19 protein-coding genes are annotated in these 19,152 nt (G+C 44.5%); 10 read left to right on the top strand and 9 right to left on the bottom strand.

Annotation, left to right across the window (positions count from 1 at the left end):
• Positions 1–5: 5 nt before the first annotated feature.
• Both JGK20_RS06045 and JGK20_RS06040 read right to left on the bottom strand, forming a co-directional pair.
• Positions 6–305, bottom strand: a complete 300-nt coding sequence (locus tag JGK20_RS06045) for a putative quinol monooxygenase (RefSeq protein WP_293183860.1) — start codon at positions 303–305, stop codon at positions 6–8.
• 444 nt (positions 306–749) lie between these two features.
• Entirely contained in the window at positions 750–1,427 is a 678-nt protein-coding gene (locus tag JGK20_RS06040) for a hypothetical protein (protein ID WP_293183857.1), read from the bottom strand.
• A gap of 263 nt (positions 1,428–1,690) precedes the next feature.
• Between JGK20_RS06040 and JGK20_RS06035 the strand changes: the two genes are divergently transcribed.
• Positions 1,691–2,173 (top strand): hypothetical protein, encoded by a 483-nt coding sequence (locus tag JGK20_RS06035; RefSeq protein ID WP_293191394.1) that lies wholly within the window; start codon positions 1,691–1,693, stop codon positions 2,171–2,173.
• Between the two features lie 145 nt (positions 2,174–2,318).
• On the opposite strand, the gene JGK20_RS06030 is transcribed toward JGK20_RS06035, so the two are convergent.
• Entirely contained in the window at positions 2,319–2,822 is a 504-nt protein-coding gene (locus JGK20_RS06030; RefSeq protein ID WP_293183853.1) for a hypothetical protein, read from the bottom strand.
• A gap of 166 nt (positions 2,823–2,988) precedes the next feature.
• Positions 2,989–3,138: a hypothetical protein gene (locus tag JGK20_RS06025; RefSeq protein ID WP_293191391.1), complete on the bottom strand. Its 150-nt coding sequence runs from the start codon at positions 3,136–3,138 to the stop codon at positions 2,989–2,991.
• Between the two features lie 127 nt (positions 3,139–3,265).
• Here JGK20_RS06025 and aroA point away from each other — a divergent pair, with 127 nt between their 5' ends.
• Positions 3,266–4,621, top strand: a complete 1,356-nt coding sequence (gene aroA / locus JGK20_RS06020; protein WP_293229757.1) for a 3-phosphoshikimate 1-carboxyvinyltransferase — start codon at positions 3,266–3,268, stop codon at positions 4,619–4,621.
• Positions 4,622–4,837: 216 nt separating this feature from the next.
• Here aroA and JGK20_RS06015 read toward each other — a convergent pair whose 3' ends face one another.
• Both JGK20_RS06015 and JGK20_RS06010 read right to left on the bottom strand, forming a co-directional pair.
• Positions 4,838–5,272: a CAAD domain-containing protein gene (locus JGK20_RS06015; protein WP_293197819.1), complete on the bottom strand. Its 435-nt coding sequence runs from the start codon at positions 5,270–5,272 to the stop codon at positions 4,838–4,840.
• 196 nt (positions 5,273–5,468) lie between these two features.
• Positions 5,469–6,473: a 2-hydroxyacid dehydrogenase gene (locus JGK20_RS06010; protein WP_293218635.1), complete on the bottom strand. Its 1,005-nt coding sequence runs from the start codon at positions 6,471–6,473 to the stop codon at positions 5,469–5,471.
• Between the two features lie 244 nt (positions 6,474–6,717).
• Here JGK20_RS06010 and JGK20_RS06005 point away from each other — a divergent pair, with 244 nt between their 5' ends.
• Positions 6,718–7,722, top strand: a complete 1,005-nt coding sequence (locus JGK20_RS06005) for an ion transporter (protein ID WP_293183844.1) — start codon at positions 6,718–6,720, stop codon at positions 7,720–7,722.
• Positions 7,723–7,860: 138 nt separating this feature from the next.
• Here the strand turns inward: JGK20_RS06005 and JGK20_RS06000 are convergent, their stop codons facing one another.
• The 3 genes from JGK20_RS06000 to JGK20_RS05990 all read right to left on the bottom strand — a co-directional run bounded on the left by JGK20_RS06000 (position 7,861) and on the right by JGK20_RS05990 (position 10,339).
• The gene (locus JGK20_RS06000) at positions 7,861–8,595 is read right to left on the bottom strand and encodes an ABC transporter ATP-binding protein (protein WP_293183842.1); all 735 of its coding nucleotides are present in this window, start codon (positions 8,593–8,595) and stop codon (positions 7,861–7,863) included.
• 168 nt (positions 8,596–8,763) lie between these two features.
• The gene (locus JGK20_RS05995; RefSeq protein WP_293183840.1) at positions 8,764–9,420 is read right to left on the bottom strand and encodes an energy-coupling factor transporter transmembrane protein EcfT; all 657 of its coding nucleotides are present in this window, start codon (positions 9,418–9,420) and stop codon (positions 8,764–8,766) included.
• The gene (locus JGK20_RS05990; RefSeq protein WP_293218633.1) at positions 9,413–10,339 is read right to left on the bottom strand and encodes an energy-coupling factor ABC transporter permease; all 927 of its coding nucleotides are present in this window, start codon (positions 10,337–10,339) and stop codon (positions 9,413–9,415) included. The genes JGK20_RS05995 and JGK20_RS05990 overlap by 8 nt, the downstream gene beginning before the upstream one ends.
• Positions 10,340–10,860: 521 nt before the next feature.
• Here JGK20_RS05990 and JGK20_RS05985 point away from each other — a divergent pair.
• From JGK20_RS05985 to JGK20_RS05955, 7 genes are all read left to right on the top strand, one after another.
• Entirely contained in the window at positions 10,861–11,493 is a 633-nt protein-coding gene (locus JGK20_RS05985) for a hypothetical protein (protein ID WP_293183836.1), read from the top strand.
• A gap of 174 nt (positions 11,494–11,667) precedes the next feature.
• A complete protein-coding gene (locus JGK20_RS05980; protein WP_293183834.1) occupies positions 11,668–12,141 on the top strand; it encodes a hypothetical protein in 474 nt (157 codons plus the stop codon).
• Between the two features lie 21 nt (positions 12,142–12,162).
• The gene (locus tag JGK20_RS05975) at positions 12,163–12,894 is read left to right on the top strand and encodes a hypothetical protein (protein ID WP_293183832.1); all 732 of its coding nucleotides are present in this window, start codon (positions 12,163–12,165) and stop codon (positions 12,892–12,894) included.
• A 303-nt stretch (positions 12,895–13,197) separates the two neighbouring features.
• Entirely contained in the window at positions 13,198–14,688 is a 1,491-nt protein-coding gene (locus JGK20_RS05970) for an IS5 family transposase (protein WP_293229754.1), read from the top strand.
• Between the two features lie 72 nt (positions 14,689–14,760).
• Positions 14,761–16,659 (top strand): DUF3466 family protein, encoded by a 1,899-nt coding sequence (locus JGK20_RS05965; protein ID WP_293191381.1) that lies wholly within the window; start codon positions 14,761–14,763, stop codon positions 16,657–16,659.
• A 303-nt stretch (positions 16,660–16,962) separates the two neighbouring features.
• Positions 16,963–17,397: a ferritin-like domain-containing protein gene (locus JGK20_RS05960; protein ID WP_293153590.1), complete on the top strand. Its 435-nt coding sequence runs from the start codon at positions 16,963–16,965 to the stop codon at positions 17,395–17,397.
• 391 nt (positions 17,398–17,788) lie between these two features.
• Positions 17,789–18,739, top strand: a complete 951-nt coding sequence (locus JGK20_RS05955; RefSeq protein WP_293183827.1) for an FTR1 family protein — start codon at positions 17,789–17,791, stop codon at positions 18,737–18,739.
• Positions 18,740–19,152: the final 413 nt, after the last annotated feature.

The raw sequence follows: 19,152 nt of genomic DNA, 5'->3' as shown, positions 1-19,152 counted from the left end.
ACCAATTAAGCTAACAATTCATAGCGGCGAATATCTGGAAGCGCAACTGCTAAACCGTCTAATTTCTTCACTGCGGCTTGAATGTGAGTTGAGGCGAGATGCTGTTCGAGCAAAGCTGCACTTTCCCACTCTTCAAGGAAGGTAAAATCTGTAGGATCGGCTTGATTTTGGAGAAGTTCGTATTTGATGCAGCCTTCTTCTTGGCGAGTTGGCTCCATAATGCTCAGAAGTAGAGATTTAAGTTCTGCTACTTTGTCGGGAAAGGCTACGAGGCGCGCGATTACTCGCAAGGTTGGTGTGGACATAGAAGAAAAAATGAACAGATATGGCGATCGAATTTACCGATATTTATCGGGCAAACTCTATTAAACAGGATTTTACATAAACTAACCTAAAGAGGTCGATCGGTCAACAGCGAGCATAATCTTTCCAGGACGCGATCGAGTTTCAAAAACCCCCTTTATTCCGAAATTCTTCGTTACCAACCGCAGAACTTCGTATAAACCCGGTTTCTTTGTATATTTGAACCCACAAGTAAGTCCACCTAATTAAATCTACAATACGGATCGCTAAAAAGCTTGCTGTTTATGTCTTTCTCCCTCTTCCAACTGTCAACTATCAACTGTCAACTATCAACTGTCAACTGTCAACTGTCAACTGTCAACAACTGTCAACTGTCAACTGTCAACTGTCAACAACTGTCAACTGTCAACTGTCAACTGTCAACTGTCAACTGTCAACTGTTCCGATCAATCTTTGGGATAAAATCGCTTGTTGTCTGTAGAATATTCCCAGGCGATCGCCTCCGGGTCTTTTTCGCTACTCCACTGAGCAAACTCTGGCTTAACTTTCCATTTGCCGATCGTACTTGCATGAACCTTGAACCTGCGGGAAAGTTCTGTTTGGGTAAAAGAGATTTTGGGCTTTTGAGGAGTCTTGGTTTGAGCAATCGGAAATAAATTTGGTTTTTTCTCTTGTGCTTTTTCCCGATTTGTGGGAGGCTCTTGAACAGCTATTGCGACATTAGGTGTTTCGCTTTGAGTGACAGTGGGGGCTATTTGAAAATAATACAAAATTCCGCCTTCTTCGGTTACTTGAAAATCGGCGGCAAACTCAAGAGCCCGTTCGTCGAGATATTCTTGAACCTTTTCTCCCGGGAGTTTCGCATTCATCGCCAAATCCAAGGCCGTAACTCGCCCTTGATTTTCCTTGATCAACCTGTAGAAAACCGAGTCTAAATGAGCGAGTCTGTGTTTTTGCTGCTGCTGGTAAAGCTTGTAAGCCCAAGCAACGCCCGCTGTGGTGGCGATCGCCCAAAACATCGTTCCCGACTCGAAACTGGCAACCGCCGTCAAGCAAATAGGCAAAAGCAGGGTAAGATATCCCCAAATGCTGCCCTTCTGTAGGTTATTGCTGTTTTTGACCATAGTTCCTAAACGGCTACGTAGTTTAGTTTAGCAGAGCGTGTCTGAAAGCCGCAGGAGTGTTTTGACAGTGGATATATCGATCGCCCTTGCCAAAAAACGGATACCGTTCGACGTACCCCTGTCAAGCGATCGCTCCCAATTTTAGACCCCAGTTAAAGCCCCCAGATTCAGATCGAGGAGTAAATCTCAAATCTAAAAATGGAAAATCGACTGAAACACTCTACTACAACATCCCATAATTTACTTTTTGCAACCGAGGATTCATGTACTTTTTTCGCAAACAAATTGCCATCCTGTTCGTAGTTGTTGCTTGCTGTACGCTGACGATTAGTTGCAGCGGCGATAACCGAACTGTCCAGTGTACCAAACTTATTGCAATTGTCACCAAAGGCAACGCTCTCATCAATTTTAAGAACGGCACCTACGATGCTGCAACGAGCAAGAACTTAGCTAAAGATTTGAACCAGACAGCTAAAGAAATTGAGGCTTTGCGAATCACAGATGCAACCCTCAAAGAAATTCAGGCGCCGTCGGTTAAATTTTTCGGGGAAATGGGTCAAGGAATCGGCGACATGGGCAAAGCTCTTGAGGCAGGAAATCGGGCTTCTACAAGTATAGAAGGTCGAGAGCAAATCAAAAAAGCTAAAGCGGATATTGTCCAAGCGGGACAGCGAGCAAATCAAGCAGCCAAAGATCAAGACGCTTTGACTGAAAAACTCATTAATTATTGTAAGAGCGATCGCTAAATAGGTAATTACAAAAACAACCAGAAAATCAATTATAATATCCAGCAAGATGTTATTGTTTTTGGCGATCGCCTACATCATAACCAATGACTTCTGACTAATTACCCATTCCCAATGCCCAATGCCCAATGCCCAATTCCCAAATTTAATGATGAATTTCTAGATTCAAAATATAGGAACCGAGTTGTACTTTTTCCGACCACAACTCATATTCTAACCGCAGGTGTTCCGGTTCCGGCTTGCCTGTCAGGGTCAAGTTGCGGGTGAAGTTTCGGAGGCGCAACTGTTCGGGAGTCGCCAGCGATTCGCCCTGAAGCCAATAACGGCTCAGGCCGTACATTCCGCGTTCCCAGCAGTGGCGGTAACTGTACTTGCCGTTTCCTTGCATCGTCATAATCACTCGATAGGGCGAAACTTCCAGCCACAGCAACCGGGGTTTTGTAGTTGTGGGCAAGATCGTAACTTGCTCGCCAGATGTGTCAGATGCGTCGGAAAATTGCCGATCGAGTATTGCTGGTTCGTGCAACAACAAGTGAAAGCGATCCCGGTCTTTTTGATACAGGGTACCAGCGGTTTCAACAACTGACCACAAAGGTAAATCTGTGGATACTAGCGATAAACTTACAGGCTTGCGATGATGCGTCAGCATAAATAAAAGTGTAGGAGTTATTGTGGTTCGGGCAGTTTGAGATTTTAGAGTTTTGATTTTAGATTTTAGATTTTAGATTATCTGGGCTCTAAATTCCGGAGCTTTTGGTAAAAAAATACAAAATCTACAATTCGCAGTCAGAAATATAAATTTGTTCAGTCCAAAGTCAATTATCCGATCGATAACTCAGAGCTGAACCTGAAATCTCAGCAGATATACGGACTGTAATTGTGAAATTCAGGTAAAACCCGTACAGTTGCATCTCCTCTCCCCTGTAGCCGATCGCAGTTTTAGCAAATAATGGAACTGTATCCACCTGCTCCCAACCCTTATGCAGTCTGTCATTCCCCAATCTAAAATTTAAAATCTAAAATCTAAAATGGTATGACTTATGACTGGGAAAAGGTTAGGATAGCTAACGCCGTCCCATCCTAGTCTATCTCATGCAAGCTGCCATTATAACTACTTCGCCCAAGAGCGAAAGTCAAACTTTAAGCATTCAAAAACCTGCCTCGGGCTTGTCGCTGCGAGGCAGGATTCGAGTTCCGGGCGATAAGTCGATTTCTCACCGCGCTTTGATGTTGGGTGCGATCGCCCGCGGTGAAACTACAATTGAGGGACTGCTGCTAGGAGAAGACCCCCGCAGCACTGCTAAATGTTTCTCCCTTCTGGGAGCCTCCGTTTCGGAACTCAACGAGGAACGGGTGACTGTCCGGGGCGTTGGAATTGGTGAGTTACAGGAGCCTCTGGAAGTCTTGGACGCGGGTAATTCCGGCACGACGATGCGGTTGATGTTGGGAATTTTAGCCTCTCATCCGGGGCGTTTTTATGCGGTAACGGGTGACAGTTCTTTGCGATCGCGCCCCATGTCACGCGTAATTAAGCCGCTGCAACAAATGGGCGCGCAAATTTGGGGTAGAAAGAGCAATTCTTTAGCTCCTTTAGGGATACTCGGACAGCAGTTAAAAGGGATTCACTACCATTCGCCGATCGCCTCAGCTCAAGTTAAATCCTGCATTTTGCTAGCCGGTTTGATGGCTGATGGAGATACTACAGTCACAGAACCCTCTCTGTCGCGGGATCACAGCGAGCGGATGCTGCGGGCGTTTGGAGCTAAATTGAGCGTCGATCCAGAAACTTGTAGCGTGACAGTCAGTGGCCCAGCGCAACTGCAAGGACAGAATGTAATTGTACCGGGAGATATTAGTTCGGCGGCATTTTGGCTAGTTGCTGGGGCGATCGTCCCAGGTTCCGAACTCGTAGTCGAAAATGTCGGTGTCAATCCCACTCGTACAGGTATTTTGGAAGCTTTGGAGATGATGGGGGCGGACATTGAACTGCAAAATCAGCGAGATGCTGCGGGGGAACCGGTAGCAGATATCTTGGTTCGCTCTTCCCCACAGTTGCGGGGATGCACCATTGCTGGCGACTTAATTCCCCGACTGATTGACGAAATCCCCATTTTGGCAGTAGCCGCAGCCTTTGCGTCGGGTACTACCATCATTCGAGATGCGGCCGACTTGCGAGTCAAAGAGAGCGATCGGCTGGCCGTGACTGCTGCGGAACTCAACCGCATGGGAGCCAAAATTACCGAGTTACCCGACGGTTTGGAAATTACCGGGGGGACTCCGTTAACTGGCGCGGATGTTGACAGCTACACCGATCACAGAATAGCGATGAGTTTGGCGATCGCAGCCCTCAACGCTACAGGTATTACTAACATTCACCGGGCCGAAGCCGCTGCCATTTCCTACCCCGACTTTACCGCCACTTTGCAACAAGTTTGCCATCCGAATTGAGAGGGGGAGAGGGGAAGATTTGGAAAATATTCCCGGGAGTATGTCATTTTTTCAAAAAACATTTTTTTACAGTGCTGTCCCCGCTCGCGATCAGGGACAGCACTACATACAAATGCAAAACTGAGATGCTCTCAATATTCCCTTTTCCTTCTGTCAACCCTTCTCTAAGCGAGCTGTCAACTGTCAACTGTCAACTGTCAACTGTCAACTGTCTAATTAAGAATCTTGACCGACAACTTGTTCTTTTAAAGAATCAATTTCCGTCAACAACTCTTTGCGGCTAGTAGCATTGAGCAAATAGCGGTAAACAAACCAACCCGTATATCCGATACCAATCAACTCAAAAAATGGAGCTACCAAAGGGACATCATTAAGAGCATCTAAAACTCCCAGCGTTACCTTAATACTAATAGCGCCTGCCAGGATTAAACCAATAGTTATCAGAGGTTTTTGATATTCAACAAAAAAGGTTGAGAGATAAGCTGGAAGCTCCGACAAAATTGTGAGAATTTGATCTTTAATATCTTGGGACTGGCTCCCTGGAGTTTCTGAGGTCATTGTAGTGATGACCCCTGGCTGGTCACTCACTAGGTCTACTGTCACAACTTCAGTGATAGTTTGCGTGTCGTCAGAAAAGTTAGCTTGGGTCATGGGATAATTCCTCCGTTGTCAAGTAAAATTGCACGCTTTGAGTTGCTGCCAATATAATTATCTGGCAATTAGCAAAGCATTCAGGCTGCTGGGGCTAATTGATGAGATTAAGGCAGAGCTTCACCAATTGCAAGCAAAAATAACGATATGGGTTGATTTTAAACAATTGCCTCCGTTGACAAATCGCTCTTTTGACTCATTTTTTCACTTCCCTGAGGTCGATTTGATTGGGACAAGTGCGCCCTTGTTCAAAATCGGTGATATTGCCGATCGTGGTTTCAGCGATATTTTGCAACGCTTCCTCGGTGAAAAAAGCTTGATGTCCGGTAATCAGGACGTTGGGAAAAGTCAGCAAGCGCTGAAATACGTCGTCTTGAATCACCTGATTTGACAAATCCTCAAAAAACAGATCCGTCTCTTGTTCGTAAACATCTAAGCCGAGGTAGCCAATTCTACCAGACTTCAGTCCTTTGGTAACAGCTTTAGTGTCGATCAACTGACCGCGACTGGTATTGATCAACATCATCCCCGGTTTCATTTGCCCGATCGCCTCTGCACCGATTAAATGATAAGTTTCTGGTATCAGCGGACAGTGGAGGCTGACAATATCAGAGTTGGCGAACAGTTGGGCCAGCGCCACGTATTCCATCCCCAAGGCTAAGCAATCGGGGTTTGGGGAAACATCGTATCCCAGCAAGCGACAGCCGAATCCGTGCAGAATTTTGGCAGTTAGCGCGCCTATTTTGCCAGTTCCGACGATTCCCACCGTTTTACCGTAGAGGTCAAAACCCAACAAGCCGTCTAGGGCAAAATTCCCTTCGCGGACTCGGTTGTAGGCGCGGTGGATTTTGCGGTTGAGGGACAAAATCATTGCGACTGCGTGTTCGGCGACGGCGTAGGGAGAATAAGCGGGAACTCGGAGAAGAGTTAAGCCTAAATCGCGGGCTGCGGCTAAATCGACGTGATTGAATCCGGCCGATCGCAAAGCCAACAACCGAACACCATTTTGGGCGATCGCCTGGAGCGTTTTTGCATCCAAAGAGTCGTTAACGAAGGCGCAGACTGCCGGAAATCCAGCAGTCAGAACGCTAGTTTCCAGGTTCAGGCGCGGTTCAAAAAACACCAACTCGTGTTTGTCGGCGTTGGCTGCTGTCAGAAAAGTGCGATCGTAGGATTTGGTGCTGAATACGGCTACCTTCATGATGTTTGCCTGCAAATCCAGTAATAGTTGGCGATTCCTTCCAGATTAACTCTAAATTTTACTAAAATGCCGTTGCCCCAAACCACCCACTTTCCCCGATCAATATGGAGTTTTGCAACGAAAACATCTCTGAAATAACCAGATTTTTAGCCCTCCTCACAAATCCTACTGACGTTTTCAAAAAAACTTCTTAAGCTATGGTAAAGGGCGAGCATGAATTGCTAATTGTTTAGGAGAAACTCAGGTGCAAAAACAACTCAGACCAATAATTCATGAAATCTTAGAAGGTTCAGAGCGTAGCAATTTATACAGCTTAGCAGGCAATATTATTATCACTGGTTTGATTCTGATAAATGTTGCAGCTTTTATTGCTTCTACTTCCCCCAGTTTCTCCCAAGAACAAAAAAGTATTCTAGAAAAGATCGAAATTGTTGCATCCTTAGTATTTACAATAGAATATGGTTTGAGGCTGTGGGTATGTACAGTAGATCGCAGATATAGCCACCCGCTTTGGGGAAGATTGAGATACAGTCTGACACCACTAAGTCTAATAGATTTAGTTTCAATATTGCCATTTTTTACAGTGCTGTTATTTCCCGAGTTAAGCTTCATCAATTTAATTCGCCTGTTGCGTTTGTTACGGCTGCTAAAAATGAGCCGTTATTCACACTCAGTGCGAACTATGGGAGCAGTATTGTACGCAAAAAAAGAAGAATTAATCGCCACAGCTTTTGCAGTTTTCATTCTGTTAATATTTGCCTCTAGCATCATGTATTTTGTTGAATACGAAGCGCATCCCAAAGCTTTTGGGAGTATCCTCGATTCAATGTGGTGGGGAGTTGTGACATTGACGACTGTCGGCTACGGCGATATTTATCCTATCACTCCTTTAGGTAAATTTTTAGGAGCAATTTTAGCATTTTTGGGAATCGGGATTTTTGCGCTACCCGCAGGGATAATTGCTTCTGGTTTTTCCGAGGAAGTGCAAAGGAGAAAACAGGAAAGAATTGGGGCAAACTTAGACCAATCTGCTAATTGTCAATCGGTACCAATGCTCGGGGAAGTCGAGATTGGTTTTGAAGAACAGCAAAGGGCGATCGCGCTTTACGTCGAAAGTTCCGCCGACTTAATGCAAATGTGCATCAACTCGGCGAAACAGAAATTAGGAAGTCATATTGAGAATGAAGAAGTTCTTCGGGATTTAGCTATTCATCTGTACAACGAGACTGTTCGCAAATTCCAGCTTTAATCAAAGCCATTGACAGTTGACAGTTGACAGTTGACAGTTGACAGTTGGTTCAAATTACCAATGACTAATGACTAATGACTAATGACTAATGACTAATGACTAATGACCAATGACCAATGACTAATGACTAATTACTAATTACCAATCTGGCGGTAAATTGTAATATTCAAGAGTCGATCGATCTTTGAGCAATTCTTGAGTTTGTTCATCCACCCGAATCTGACCATCAGCCAAGACTAACGCCCTTTGAGTCGTTTTCCCAATCCAGTTCAAATCGTGGGAAGCGATCAAAATTACCTCGATCGGCAATTGCGACAAAACCTTAGCCAAATGCCTCCGCCACGACGGATCTAGTCCATTTGTAGGCTCATCCAAAATTAAAATTGCCGGCTCTAATGCTAAAATTGCAGCTAATGCTGCCAACCTTCTTTGACCCCCAGAAAGCTCGTGGGCCGAACGGTTGGCAAATTCAACCAAACGGAATTCGTCTAATAGTGCTAAAGCCCGATCGCGCGCAACTCCCTCTGGTACTCCATAATTGCGTGGCCCGAACATCACATCCTCTAAAATAGTCGGCATAAATAGCTGGTCATTCGCATCTTGAAAACAAAATCCAATCTGCTTACGCGCTTCCGATAAAGTTGCCTGTTCCAGCTTAGTTCCCTGCACTCTCACCTCGCCAGATTGTGGCATTTTTAAGCCGATTAAATTTTCCAGCAAAGTGCTTTTTCCAGCGCCTGTCAAACCAAGTAAGGCAACTCTTTCTCCCGGTTGTAAGGTGAAGGAAATTCCTTGCAATACAGGTTTTTGCTGCGGATATCCGAATACTAAGTCTTGTACTTCGATTGTTGGCACAACTTTGAGATTAGTCAATTTTATTTACCTCAATTTTAGGATTAAGAGTATTTAGCCGCAGAGACCGCAGAGGGCGCAGAGAGGGAAAGAGAAAAGGAAGAAGCAAGAGGGAAGAAGTAACAATTACCAATTACCAATTACCAATTACCAATTACCAATTACCAATTACCAATTACCAATTACCAATTACCAATTACCGTAAGAAGCTATTGTTAATCCGGCTGCGGTTAAAATCGTGACTGTCAGCCAGAGTCGCTCTTTTGGTGTTGATTTTGAGTCGGCGGGCAAACTGCCTTTGTAGCCACGAATCATCATGGCTGCGTGGACTCTCTCGGCGCGATCGAGACTTCGCAAATAAAGCGCTCCTATCATCGAAGCACTGGCGTATCTCAGCCATCCCACGCTACCCGACAAACCTCGCAGTTGAGCGGATCGTTTCATCCGGTTGACTTCTGCGAGCAATATTTCTAAGTATTGTCCAGCTAAAAGCACAATCTCTTGTAAGCCTGCTGGTAGGGGCAATCCTTTCAGGGCAATTCCGAAGCTGTGTGGCGGCAAAGTTAGCAGAAAACTGTTCATAACTAGCAAGCAAATGAGGGAACGCAGCAACAGAAAACTCGCTCGTTCCCAACCTTGTGGTAGCACTAATAAGGAGAGGAAAATTAATTCTGCTCCTAATAGTTGCAGCAGGGTTCGCAGCGGTGCTTTCAGCCAAAGTGACCAAAAAAGTGCGATCGCCCCATAGATGCCCAGCCACAGCCAAGCACCTGTCTTCATAAAACCAATCCCAATCACAATTGTGAGAGACAGTCGCAATCGAAAAGGTATTGATAATTTAAGCATCTTTAGATTTCACCAACTGAGCAATCCCAAAAGCCGTACCGAAACAAATACCAGAGCCTAAAACTCCAGCAATGCTAGTACCTATTGGTTGTTCTTCTAATCCTTTAACACCGTAACCAGCTAGAGGAGTTGGAATCTCAATCGCCACAGCTTCTTTATCTTTAAAACCGTATTGTTCTGCTACCGCTTCTAACCCATCAGGCCAACTTGAAGCAAACAATGAAAGCACGCCACTAATTAATAACACCCCAATTACTGGCACTAACCATTTCTGTAATTGTGGCTGTTCTCCTGGTAACAAATCCGGCCGTACTTTCACGAGATAAGTTAAAACACCGCCTGTAATTAGCCCTTCACCAATCCCAATTAAAATATGAATACCTACCATTGCTGGCAATGCGATATTCAGCTCTACTGTGCCCGAAATTGCCAATTCAATCGCCACACAAATCGAAGCAGCAACAACGCTGAGAGCGGCTGCAATCCCCGCAGCTAGCGGCAAACGATTTCTGGAACCTCCCAATAGTTGCTGCAATGGCTGCAACAGCCACCAACCCACCCAAATTCCGACTAGCCCCATATTAAAAATATTCGCTCCCAGTGCGGTGATGCCCCCATCCGCAAACAAGACGCTCTGAATTATAAAAACCGTACTCATCGCCAGAGTTGCCGCCCAAGGGCTACCCAAAACCACGGAAGCTAGTGCGCCTCCCAACAAGTGCCCGCTGGTGCCACCTGCTACAGGAAAGTTAATCATCTGGGCCGCAAACACAAAAGCCGTGGTTAAACCCATGACTGGAGCTTGTCGCAACCCAAGACTGGCGCGGGTTCGATTTAGGGCAACTGCAATAAATGCTGCGCTTGCTATGCCCGTGGCAATTGCTACGGGCGGTGAAAGAAAACCATCAGGTATGTGCATCGATATCTCCAAAACATGAGAACTCCCAACCTTTTAGTCAACTATTTTTTACAAAACTTTACAATCCCCTCTGGGGGGATTTTTGCCGATTTTGGTTTCAGAAGCCACGTATTATCGGCTTTTTGATAACTATTATCAATAATTCGCGATCGACCTGGCAGTAAAATCCCTGAAGAATCAAGCTTTGACGCAAATCTTAAAATAAAATTAACAAAAGACTAAAAGTCAATAATGTCCCTTATTATCTGTTCTTGAGAATTAGTTGCATTACTTGCTTTCTAAAAGAAGCGGTAGAAATGCCGAGTAAGCAGTAAAAGTAAAAGTTTTGGGTGCTCTAAAAACTAAAAAGCCGGATTCTATTGCTAGTTAATGTCCTTTTAGCAGTATTTTAAGGCGATCGATCGCGTGAATGTGCGATCGACTCCTCCGCACGGCTTGTATTCTCAAGAAAGTCAAAATACTAATGCAACTATTCTCAAATACGTTCCCGAACAATCCAAACTCAATGAGGCCCGATAGCGGTGCAAAATTCAATCGAAAAATCAACTACCGATTTAGTTCCATCTGAATTTCCCAGACAATTAGATATTGCTCAAGTTTCTGTCTACGGGCTGAGCATTTTATCCGCTGGTTTATTTCTGTTTATGCCTTTCGTTAACCTACTCCATCCCAGCCCTTGGCAGCGATGGATGGGAACCATTCACGGCATGGGTTCAATGTTGGCATTAGTAGTCATGGCTTATACCGGACACTTAGCATTTCCCTTGCTACGGGGAGTCGGTAAAATCTTGCCACAAATGCGTACATTAGCCTTTTGGTCAACTCTTTTGAGTTTTTTAGCCATTGCTACCGGCAACTTATCATATATGCGCTATCGAGCAGGCGCAGATTTTGGCGGAGCTCGTGCTTGGCTGAAATCAAACTCGCCTTTAGTCCAGTACATTTTGATGGAATATCACGAATTTAGCGTGCTATTTACATTGCCTTTGACAGTAGCTTGTGCGTGGATTTTGTGGCACTATGGCGACTCAATTTTAGAGAAAAAAAATCGCCCCGTTTTAGCAGCCACGTCTGTAGCTTTGATGGCAATCATGTTTTTTGCAATGGGCGGCATGGTGAGCGGACTTGGTGTTGCTAAAATTCACGCTCTTTAGTAAATAGTTAGTTGATCTAAGATTTTGCACTATTCGCAATAATCTTCTTATGTGCGGGCTAGAAGCCCACCCCACGAAAACATTTATTTTTTGTGGAACAGTCATCTTGCCTGTTTATTTTGACACTATTAGCAACAGCTAATTACCAATTTTCAAACTTAGGAGATTTCTGCAATGACTCGACAGTTTTCCCGTGACAAATCTGCTGCAAATGAACCTTTTTACGGCAAAATTTGGACTAATCTAAAACGCTTCCCCAATGCTTTAGCTGACGGAGCAGAAACTCCGCCTAAAGATTCTGGTCCTGCGGCTGCCGCATTAATTAGTGCTGGAATTGGCTGTTTTACAATGATGGTAACTCACCACTTGTCAGACACATCCAAAGCCACAGAAAAACTTGTTTGGAATCTCGGTACTTGGATTCCCGGAAGCAAGACTGATAACGAATTGTGGGGAAATATCGGCAGTTACACTGGCAAAGAAACTATGTTGCTTGTCGGTTGGCTTGTCAGTTGGCCCATTCTCCATGCTTTATGGAAGAATAAGAACATTAAAAGCCGCACCATATTTTTATGGATGTTTGGCTTATTAGTTGCCGCCACAGCTATGTGTTGGCATCCTCTATTTCCCTATTTGCCGTTAACTTAAGTAATACGAGGTTTGTTGTCAATGGAAACTAAAAATAAGCCACTTCCAGCGAGGGAGATGCACAAATTTGTTTGGGTTGGCGTAGGAGTTTTTACTCTTTTTTGTGTGACTTATCCCATCGCCATGTGGCGTGTCACTCAAAAAGAAAAGTTTCGCGGTATTTACGTCAAGTCTTTGACAATTGAGGGGAAAGATCCCGCTAAGGTAGCAGATGTTAATGCTGTTGCTAATAAACCGGCGGAGCCAGCTATGGCGACTAGCACAACACCTCCGGCTTTAGCTGTTGATAGCACAAAAAAACTGCCTGAAAAGTCTCCTGAAATTGCACCTGTTGCTAATAAGTCTCCTGAAACGGCTATTGCGAGTAGCCCTACAGATAAGACTGTCCAAGCATTGCCTGTGTCAGCAGGTAAGCAGGAAGTTCAGGCGGTTGAGGTCACTAATCAGACAGCGGAAATTACCGATCGCACCAAACTAGATGAGTTAGCTCTCAAAGTGTACGATCGCATAAATCAGACTTGGCAAGCTACTCCCACATTCACTCAAAATCTAGTCTATCGAGTCACTGCAAGTCAAGACGGGGCGATCGGCAACTTCGAGCCCCTCAACCAACCAGCCAAGGATTACACCCAAGAAACCCCCCTGCCAAATATGCTGAAGTCTTCCCAGACAGGCAGCACCAAGGCGACAGTACCCGCAGCTAAGTTTACGGTAGTATTCGCTCCTAGCGGAGTATTGGAAGTTAACCCGTAAAACTAATATTAGTCATTTACTGGATAGGGCGAACCTTTAGTCATTGCAAAAGGTTTGAGATTTTTCCAGTGCGGCATCGACTCAATTCTCATCAGGTTTTTTCGAGATTATAGCATCAATCTTGATCCCAAAGTCTAACTTCAGGGTGTAGTTTTACACGCGCTCAAATACAACCCAAACATACATAGGGCTTGCTGAAAAATCAATCACATATTGCGTGGCATAGGTTTAGATGGCGCGAGGGAGAAAAAAGTGCAAGATAAACAGGTAATATAGATCAAAACCCGTGCATCACCTGCGATTGTGTACAAAAAAGCTGAGCTTGCTCCCTCCTTACCCTCCGAGTTTGAACTGCCCTTCGGAGGAAATTTATCAATCCTCAACCGTTGGGTCAAAATGGCTCAAATAATCCCGTGGGATGAATTTGAATCAGAATATGCTCAAAACTTCCCGACAAAAAAGGGGGCACCCGCCAAATCTTTTCGGATAGCATTAGGGGCATTAATTATTAAAGAAAAATTGGGAATTAGCGATCGCGAAACCGTAGAACAGATCCGCGAAAACCCGTATTTACAATACTTTATCGGTCAATCAAGCTACAGTAATGAGCTACCATTTGACTCATCTCTATTAGTTCACTTTAGGCAACGGATTAGTTTGAACCTAATTAATAAAGTGAACGAAAGCATGGTCAAAAAGATGCTAGAAATTACACCAGTTAAACCCGAAAAAAAAAAGGGTTCGGACGCCAAAAATGAGTCACCCAATCGCGGCAAATTAATCATAGATGCAACCTGTGCACCAGCCGACATTACTTATCCGACTGACTTAGGACTATTAAACAAAGCGAGAGTTCACACCGAAAAAATCATAGATATCCTATATAAACAAGTTAAAGAAAAAATCCCAAAAAAACCAAGAACCTATCGTAATATCGCCCGAAAAGACTACTTATTAATGGCTAAACAAAGAAAGCCACCTCGCACAAAAAGAAGACAGGCAATTAAGAAACAACTTCAATATGTCAAAAGAAACCTAGCTCATATTGAACAGCTAATTGAATCAGGTGCGACCCTAGAAGCTCTGAATAAAAAGCAATATAAAACCTTGCTAGTCCTCACAGAAGTCTATCGCCAACAGCAATCATTAATTGATAAAAATAAACAGAGTATTGAACATAGAATAGTAAGTTTAAGTCAACCCCACATCCGTCCTATCAGAGGAAAAGCCGGAAAAAGCGTAGAGTTTGGAGCTAAACTGTCAGCGAGCTGCTTTGAAGGATATGTATTTTTAGACCGAATGAGCTGGGATAGTTTTAATGAGTCAGGGGACTTAAAAGCCCAGGTAGAAGCTTATTATCGATTCACTGGACATTATCCAGAGTCCGTTCATGCCGACCGAATTTACCGAACAAGAGAAAACCGAGCATGGTGCAAAGAAAAAGGAATTAGAATCAGTGGGCCTCCCCTAGGAAGACCGCCAGCAAACGTCAGTAAATCAAAAAAGAAACAAGCGTTGGAAGATGAGAGAATTAGAAATGCAATTGAGGGTAAGTTTGGGCAAGGAAAACGAAGATTCGGTCTGAATAGAGTGATGGCTAAACTTGATAATACATCTGGTACAGTTATTGCAATTACTTTTTTGGTAATGAACCTCGCCACCTGGTGGCGTCGGGTTTTTTGTGTGTTTTTATGTCTATTTGGAAAAAGAACACCTGTTTTTTTAGGGGAGATAATCTACAGCTATACTTGGGGCGACTCGATACAGAAAAAACTTATCTTTAACCAAGCTTGAATATATTGATCGCTCCTGCTCTTGGTTGGCAATCAATTATTCAGCAAGCCCTACATATCAAAGGAGTTTCTAATGGTTCCCGATAACTTGTTGAATACATCATTTCCCCTGTTTCCCAATACTGCTATTGCAGACTTAGGAATATCCAGTGACTTGTCGCAGTTGAATAGTCTGATTGCAAAGTCGATTGGCTCACCCAGCACCCTCAATTCAGAAAGAACCGCCAGCGAAATTAAACTACTAGATAATGACAGCCTAATCACAGGCGATGGCAGCGGTACACTTTTTGCAGGCACTGGTAAAGACATCATCAATGCCGGGGCAAAAGCCACCAGCATCTTCGCTAGCGAAGGTAATAAAAGCATCGTCGGCAGCCCAGGTGACGATACCATCTACGCTCAAACAGGCAATGACATCATCAATGCCGGAGAAGGTAACAACCGCGTCTTCGCAGGCAAAGGCAACAACCGCGTGGTTACAGGTAGTGGCAACGATTTCGTCACCGCAGGTAGTGGCAACGACCAAATCTACACCGGTGCCGGCGATGACAACATCAACGCAGGCGACGGCGATAACTTGATCAAACCAGGAACTGGCAACGATACAGTTTCCCTTGGCAATGGTAGCGATCAAATCGTTCTCGAAGCAGGCCCTGGTTCCGTTACCATATCTGGATTTAATGGGAGTACAGATAAACTGCGCTTAGGCGACAGCCTCGCGGGCCAATTCCTCTCCTTTGTCACCGAAATGGGCAACACCCTAATCAAAGCCGGAGATGACTTGTTGGCAACCATCAAAGACGTAGCTACGGGAGTACAAAAAGCTCTCCTTTCCAACGATATCCCGCTGTACCGCTACCAGGCTATTGACCTAGGTTCGATCGCACCCACAGGCAATGCCACCCAAGCTAATGCTATTAACGACAAAGGACAAATAGTTGGTCGTTCCCAAACCACCGAAGTAAGTGGCACAGGCTTCCGCAATCAAGGATTTGTTTGGGAAAATGGGGAGTTCAAGCCACTGACTAGCACTGGCATCAAAAATGGCGGCGGTGACAATACCGGAAAAGAGGTTACTCAGCGCGGTGGTGGCGGCTTTACTGCGGCCATCAATGATCTAGGTGCGATCGCCGGTACAAGCGATGAATTTGCCGGTCGAGCCACAGACCGCGGCTTGCTGTGGCAAAGGGAGGCTGGTGGCGATTACACCCTACAAATCACCGATTTGGGTGGTGTTGAAAGCTACTTCTTCGACATCAACAACAAAAACGAAATTGCTGGCCGCCACATCTACGGGCCCGGTTCTACCTCAACAGCCTCAAATCGCACCCGCGCCTTTTATTCAAGCGAAGGTTTCATCAACCCCCTGCCAGATTTGGGCGGTGACACAGGTAGAGCGGTTGGAATTAACAATAAGAGTGTAATTGTCGGCGAAGTTGACAGTGACGGACTCAACGACAAGACCGTAAACACTGCGGCGTTGTGGGAAAAAGGCGCAGACGGTAAATATAAACTAACCAACCTCGGCACCTTTGGGGCAGAACAAGCCACTCTCCGTGACATCAACGATAGCGGTCAAATCATCGGTAGTACGAGCGGTGGCACTGGGGCTACAGCCACAAGCTCACCCTTCCTCTTGCAAAACGGTCAAAAAATCAACATCGGCAGCCTTGGCGGTGCAACCGGTGCCGCCGCTGGCATCAACCAATTCGGTCAAGTGGTCGGCGTCTCCCAGAATTCGAGCCTTCAAAACCGCGCTTTTGTCTGGAACAACGGCACTATCAAAGACTTGAACAGTTTGATCCTCACAAATCCGAGCTTTGGCGGCTCGAATGTGACATTAACTAACGCTACTGGCATCAATAACTTTGGCGATATTTCTGCCTATGGCAGTTACACCTACAGAGATGCGAAGGGCGTAAACCAAACAGGAACTCGCGCTTATCTGCTGAAGGCATTGGTGACGACTTAAATAATCAGTCGAAGTACAAACGCAGATACTTTTTGGGTATCTGCGTTTTTCTGTGTGCATGTGGGGTTAAAAAATTCCTTTATTTCTGATAATTATAATAATTATCAGAAATGTCAAAAATGCTAAGTTAAAACGATGTACTGAGGGCGGGAGCGATCGATAACTTTTTCCTCTTCCAATCGAGACATTAGCCGCGTGACGGTAATCCGAGTTTTGCATTCGATATTGCTATATTGCTATTAAATTAAAAAATGTGATATTATGACAACTGCTCTTGACTGCATCTTAGATCGAAAATAGCAAATGAAAGAACTCGACGAGAAAAAAACCCAAGAACTGCTATGCACCATCATGGAATGGGAACTAGCAGGAGTAGTGCGCTACACCCACTATGCACTAATGGTGACAGGGCCAAACCGAATTCCCATCGTGCAGTTTTTTCAAGCACAAGCAACCGAATCCCTACTCCACGCCCAACAAGCCGGAGAAATTTTAACAGGTTTAGACGGACATCCCAGCCAAAAAATTGCCCCCATCGAAGAAACATACAAACACTCCATCAAAGACTTGTTGGAAGAAAGTTTAAATCACGAGAAAAAAGCGCTTAAAAAGTATAAATCCTTACTAGAAGTCGTCACAGACTCCAGCGTTTATCTCGAAGAATACGCCCGCACCCTAATTGGACAAGAAGAATTGCACCAAGTGGAACTCAAAAAAATGCTGCGGGATTACAGTTGATTTAGTCATTAGTCGTAGGGTGCGTCGGTACAAAGAATCACTCAAAAAAAATAGACAATCTCAAAGCGACGCACCTTACCATTCGTCATTGTCATTAGTTACTCCAGAACCGCCTTAAGAGTATCTATAGCGTATCTAGCTCTCATATTCGCGGACGTTGTTGGGAAGAGATCCCTATACGTTCAAGGGTTATAATAACCTGTCAGTCATACCTCATCTTTTTGAGAAAGGCTATAAGTCCTTCTCTTAGTTTCTATTCCTTCACGCCCTAGCGCTTACGCGCGGCTTCGCCTAACGCGCCTTCGCGGATCAATAAATTGATATTCTGCCAGCGCTAAAATAAAAGTTGCTAAAGACTAAACACTAACTACAAATTAGCAGTTATCAAAAAATGAACTTTACTGAAGCCATCCCAACCTTTGTAATTACTCTCCGTGAAGGCGTAGAAGCCGCCTTAGTCGTCGGAATTGTCCTAGCTTGCTTGAAAAAAGCCGACCAAACTCACCTCAATTCTTGGGTTTATGCAGGTATCGCAGCCGGCATTGCTGCTAGCGGTTTTGTCGGTGTTTTATTCAATGGATTGCTCGCAGCACTATCAACATCAAATCAGCCTTACGCACCCGTAATTAAACAGCTATTAGAAGGCGTATTGGGAATTTTTGCGATCGCCATGCTAAGCTGGATGCTAATTTGGATGACTCAGCAAGCCCGCTTTCTCAAAGCCGAAGTTGAAGGCGCACTTACCGCAGCTTTAAAATCAAACACGAATGCTGGCTGGGGCGTATTCGGCTTGATTTTTATCGCCGTACTTCGCGAAGGTTTTGAAACAGTTATATTTATCAGCGCTCAATTTCAACAAGGTTTAACTCCAGCTTTAGGTGCTGTGGGCGGTTTGCTTGGGGCTGCAATCATTGGTTCCCTAATTTTTAAATGGGGTGTCAAAATCGATATCCGCCAGTTTTTCAAATTTATGGGAATCTTATTATTGCTAATCGTCGCCGGTTTAGCAGTCTCTGCACTCAAACATTTTGACGCCTCCGCTGCCATTTTGTCCCAGACGGATAGCCAGTATGCAGCAATTTGTGTTTTTTACGATCGCACTGCACAACTCCACTCTTGTATTTTAGGCCCGATGGTGTGGAATGTAGCGGGAGTTTTGCCCGATCGACAATTTCCGGGAGTGATTCTCAAAGCGCTCTTTGGATACCGCGATCGAATCTATCTTTTGCAAGCTGTTGGTTATACAATATTCTTACTAACAGTCGGCGGTCTTTACTTCCAAAAATTAACCCCTCAACCGACTCTTCCTACCAAAAATACTCAGCCTGCTCCCCCTCAGTAGCCTTAGCCTTGCTAGCAGTTTTTATCCTTTGCTTGGCTGCTCCAAGGGCGATGTTCAGTTGACAGTTGACAGTTGACAGTTGACAGTTGACAGTTGACAGTTGACAGTTGACAAAGGAAGGAAGAGGATTGGAGTAATGAATCGTCTTCTTTTGATTTCTCAAGGGCGATCGGGCGGGCGGGCTTTCAACCAATTCTTTATGGTAAAAAAATAATTGAAAAAAAATCACCCCAAATTTTCAGGTTGCGGGATTGATTGTTTGACTTATGTATGATACTATTTGATAATGGGAATATTTTTTATTTTTTTGATAAATACTTATATTTCAATTATTAAATTATACAGTCAATAGCCCTGAAAAGCAAGTGGCAATCCTCAAAAAAAAGAAAGTTTTTTAACTAAACTTAACAAAA

This window comes from Microcoleus sp. PH2017_05_CCC_O_A, from assembly GCF_020738785.1.
Classification (GTDB): domain Bacteria; phylum Cyanobacteriota; class Cyanobacteriia; order Cyanobacteriales; family Microcoleaceae; genus Microcoleus.
This window is presented reverse-complemented; position numbering and strand designations above follow the sequence as displayed.

Excerpts from the sequence above, each read along its gene's own strand:
- JGK20_RS06045 (WP_293183860.1), bottom strand. The coding sequence starts at position 305 with ATGTCCACACCAACCTTGCGAGTAATCGCGCGCCTCGTAGCCTTTCCC.
- JGK20_RS06040 (WP_293183857.1), bottom strand. The coding sequence starts at position 1,427 with ATGGTCAAAAACAGCAATAACCTACAGAAGGGCAGCATTTGGGGATAT.
- JGK20_RS06035 (WP_293191394.1), top strand. The coding sequence starts at position 1,691 with ATGTACTTTTTTCGCAAACAAATTGCCATCCTGTTCGTAGTTGTTGCT.
- JGK20_RS06030 (WP_293183853.1), bottom strand. The coding sequence starts at position 2,822 with ATGCTGACGCATCATCGCAAGCCTGTAAGTTTATCGCTAGTATCCACA.
- aroA (WP_293229757.1), top strand. The coding sequence starts at position 3,266 with ATGCAAGCTGCCATTATAACTACTTCGCCCAAGAGCGAAAGTCAAACT.
- JGK20_RS06015 (WP_293197819.1), bottom strand. The coding sequence starts at position 5,272 with ATGACCCAAGCTAACTTTTCTGACGACACGCAAACTATCACTGAAGTT.
- JGK20_RS06010 (WP_293218635.1), bottom strand. The coding sequence starts at position 6,473 with ATGAAGGTAGCCGTATTCAGCACCAAATCCTACGATCGCACTTTTCTG.
- JGK20_RS05995 (WP_293183840.1), bottom strand. The coding sequence starts at position 9,420 with ATGCTTAAATTATCAATACCTTTTCGATTGCGACTGTCTCTCACAATT.
- JGK20_RS05990 (WP_293218633.1), bottom strand. The coding sequence starts at position 10,339 with ATGCACATACCTGATGGTTTTCTTTCACCGCCCGTAGCAATTGCCACG.
- JGK20_RS05980 (WP_293183834.1), top strand. The coding sequence starts at position 11,668 with ATGACTCGACAGTTTTCCCGTGACAAATCTGCTGCAAATGAACCTTTT.
- JGK20_RS05975 (WP_293183832.1), top strand. The coding sequence starts at position 12,163 with ATGGAAACTAAAAATAAGCCACTTCCAGCGAGGGAGATGCACAAATTT.
- JGK20_RS05965 (WP_293191381.1), top strand. The coding sequence starts at position 14,761 with ATGGTTCCCGATAACTTGTTGAATACATCATTTCCCCTGTTTCCCAAT.
- JGK20_RS05960 (WP_293153590.1), top strand. The coding sequence starts at position 16,963 with ATGAAAGAACTCGACGAGAAAAAAACCCAAGAACTGCTATGCACCATC.
- JGK20_RS05955 (WP_293183827.1), top strand. The coding sequence starts at position 17,789 with ATGAACTTTACTGAAGCCATCCCAACCTTTGTAATTACTCTCCGTGAA.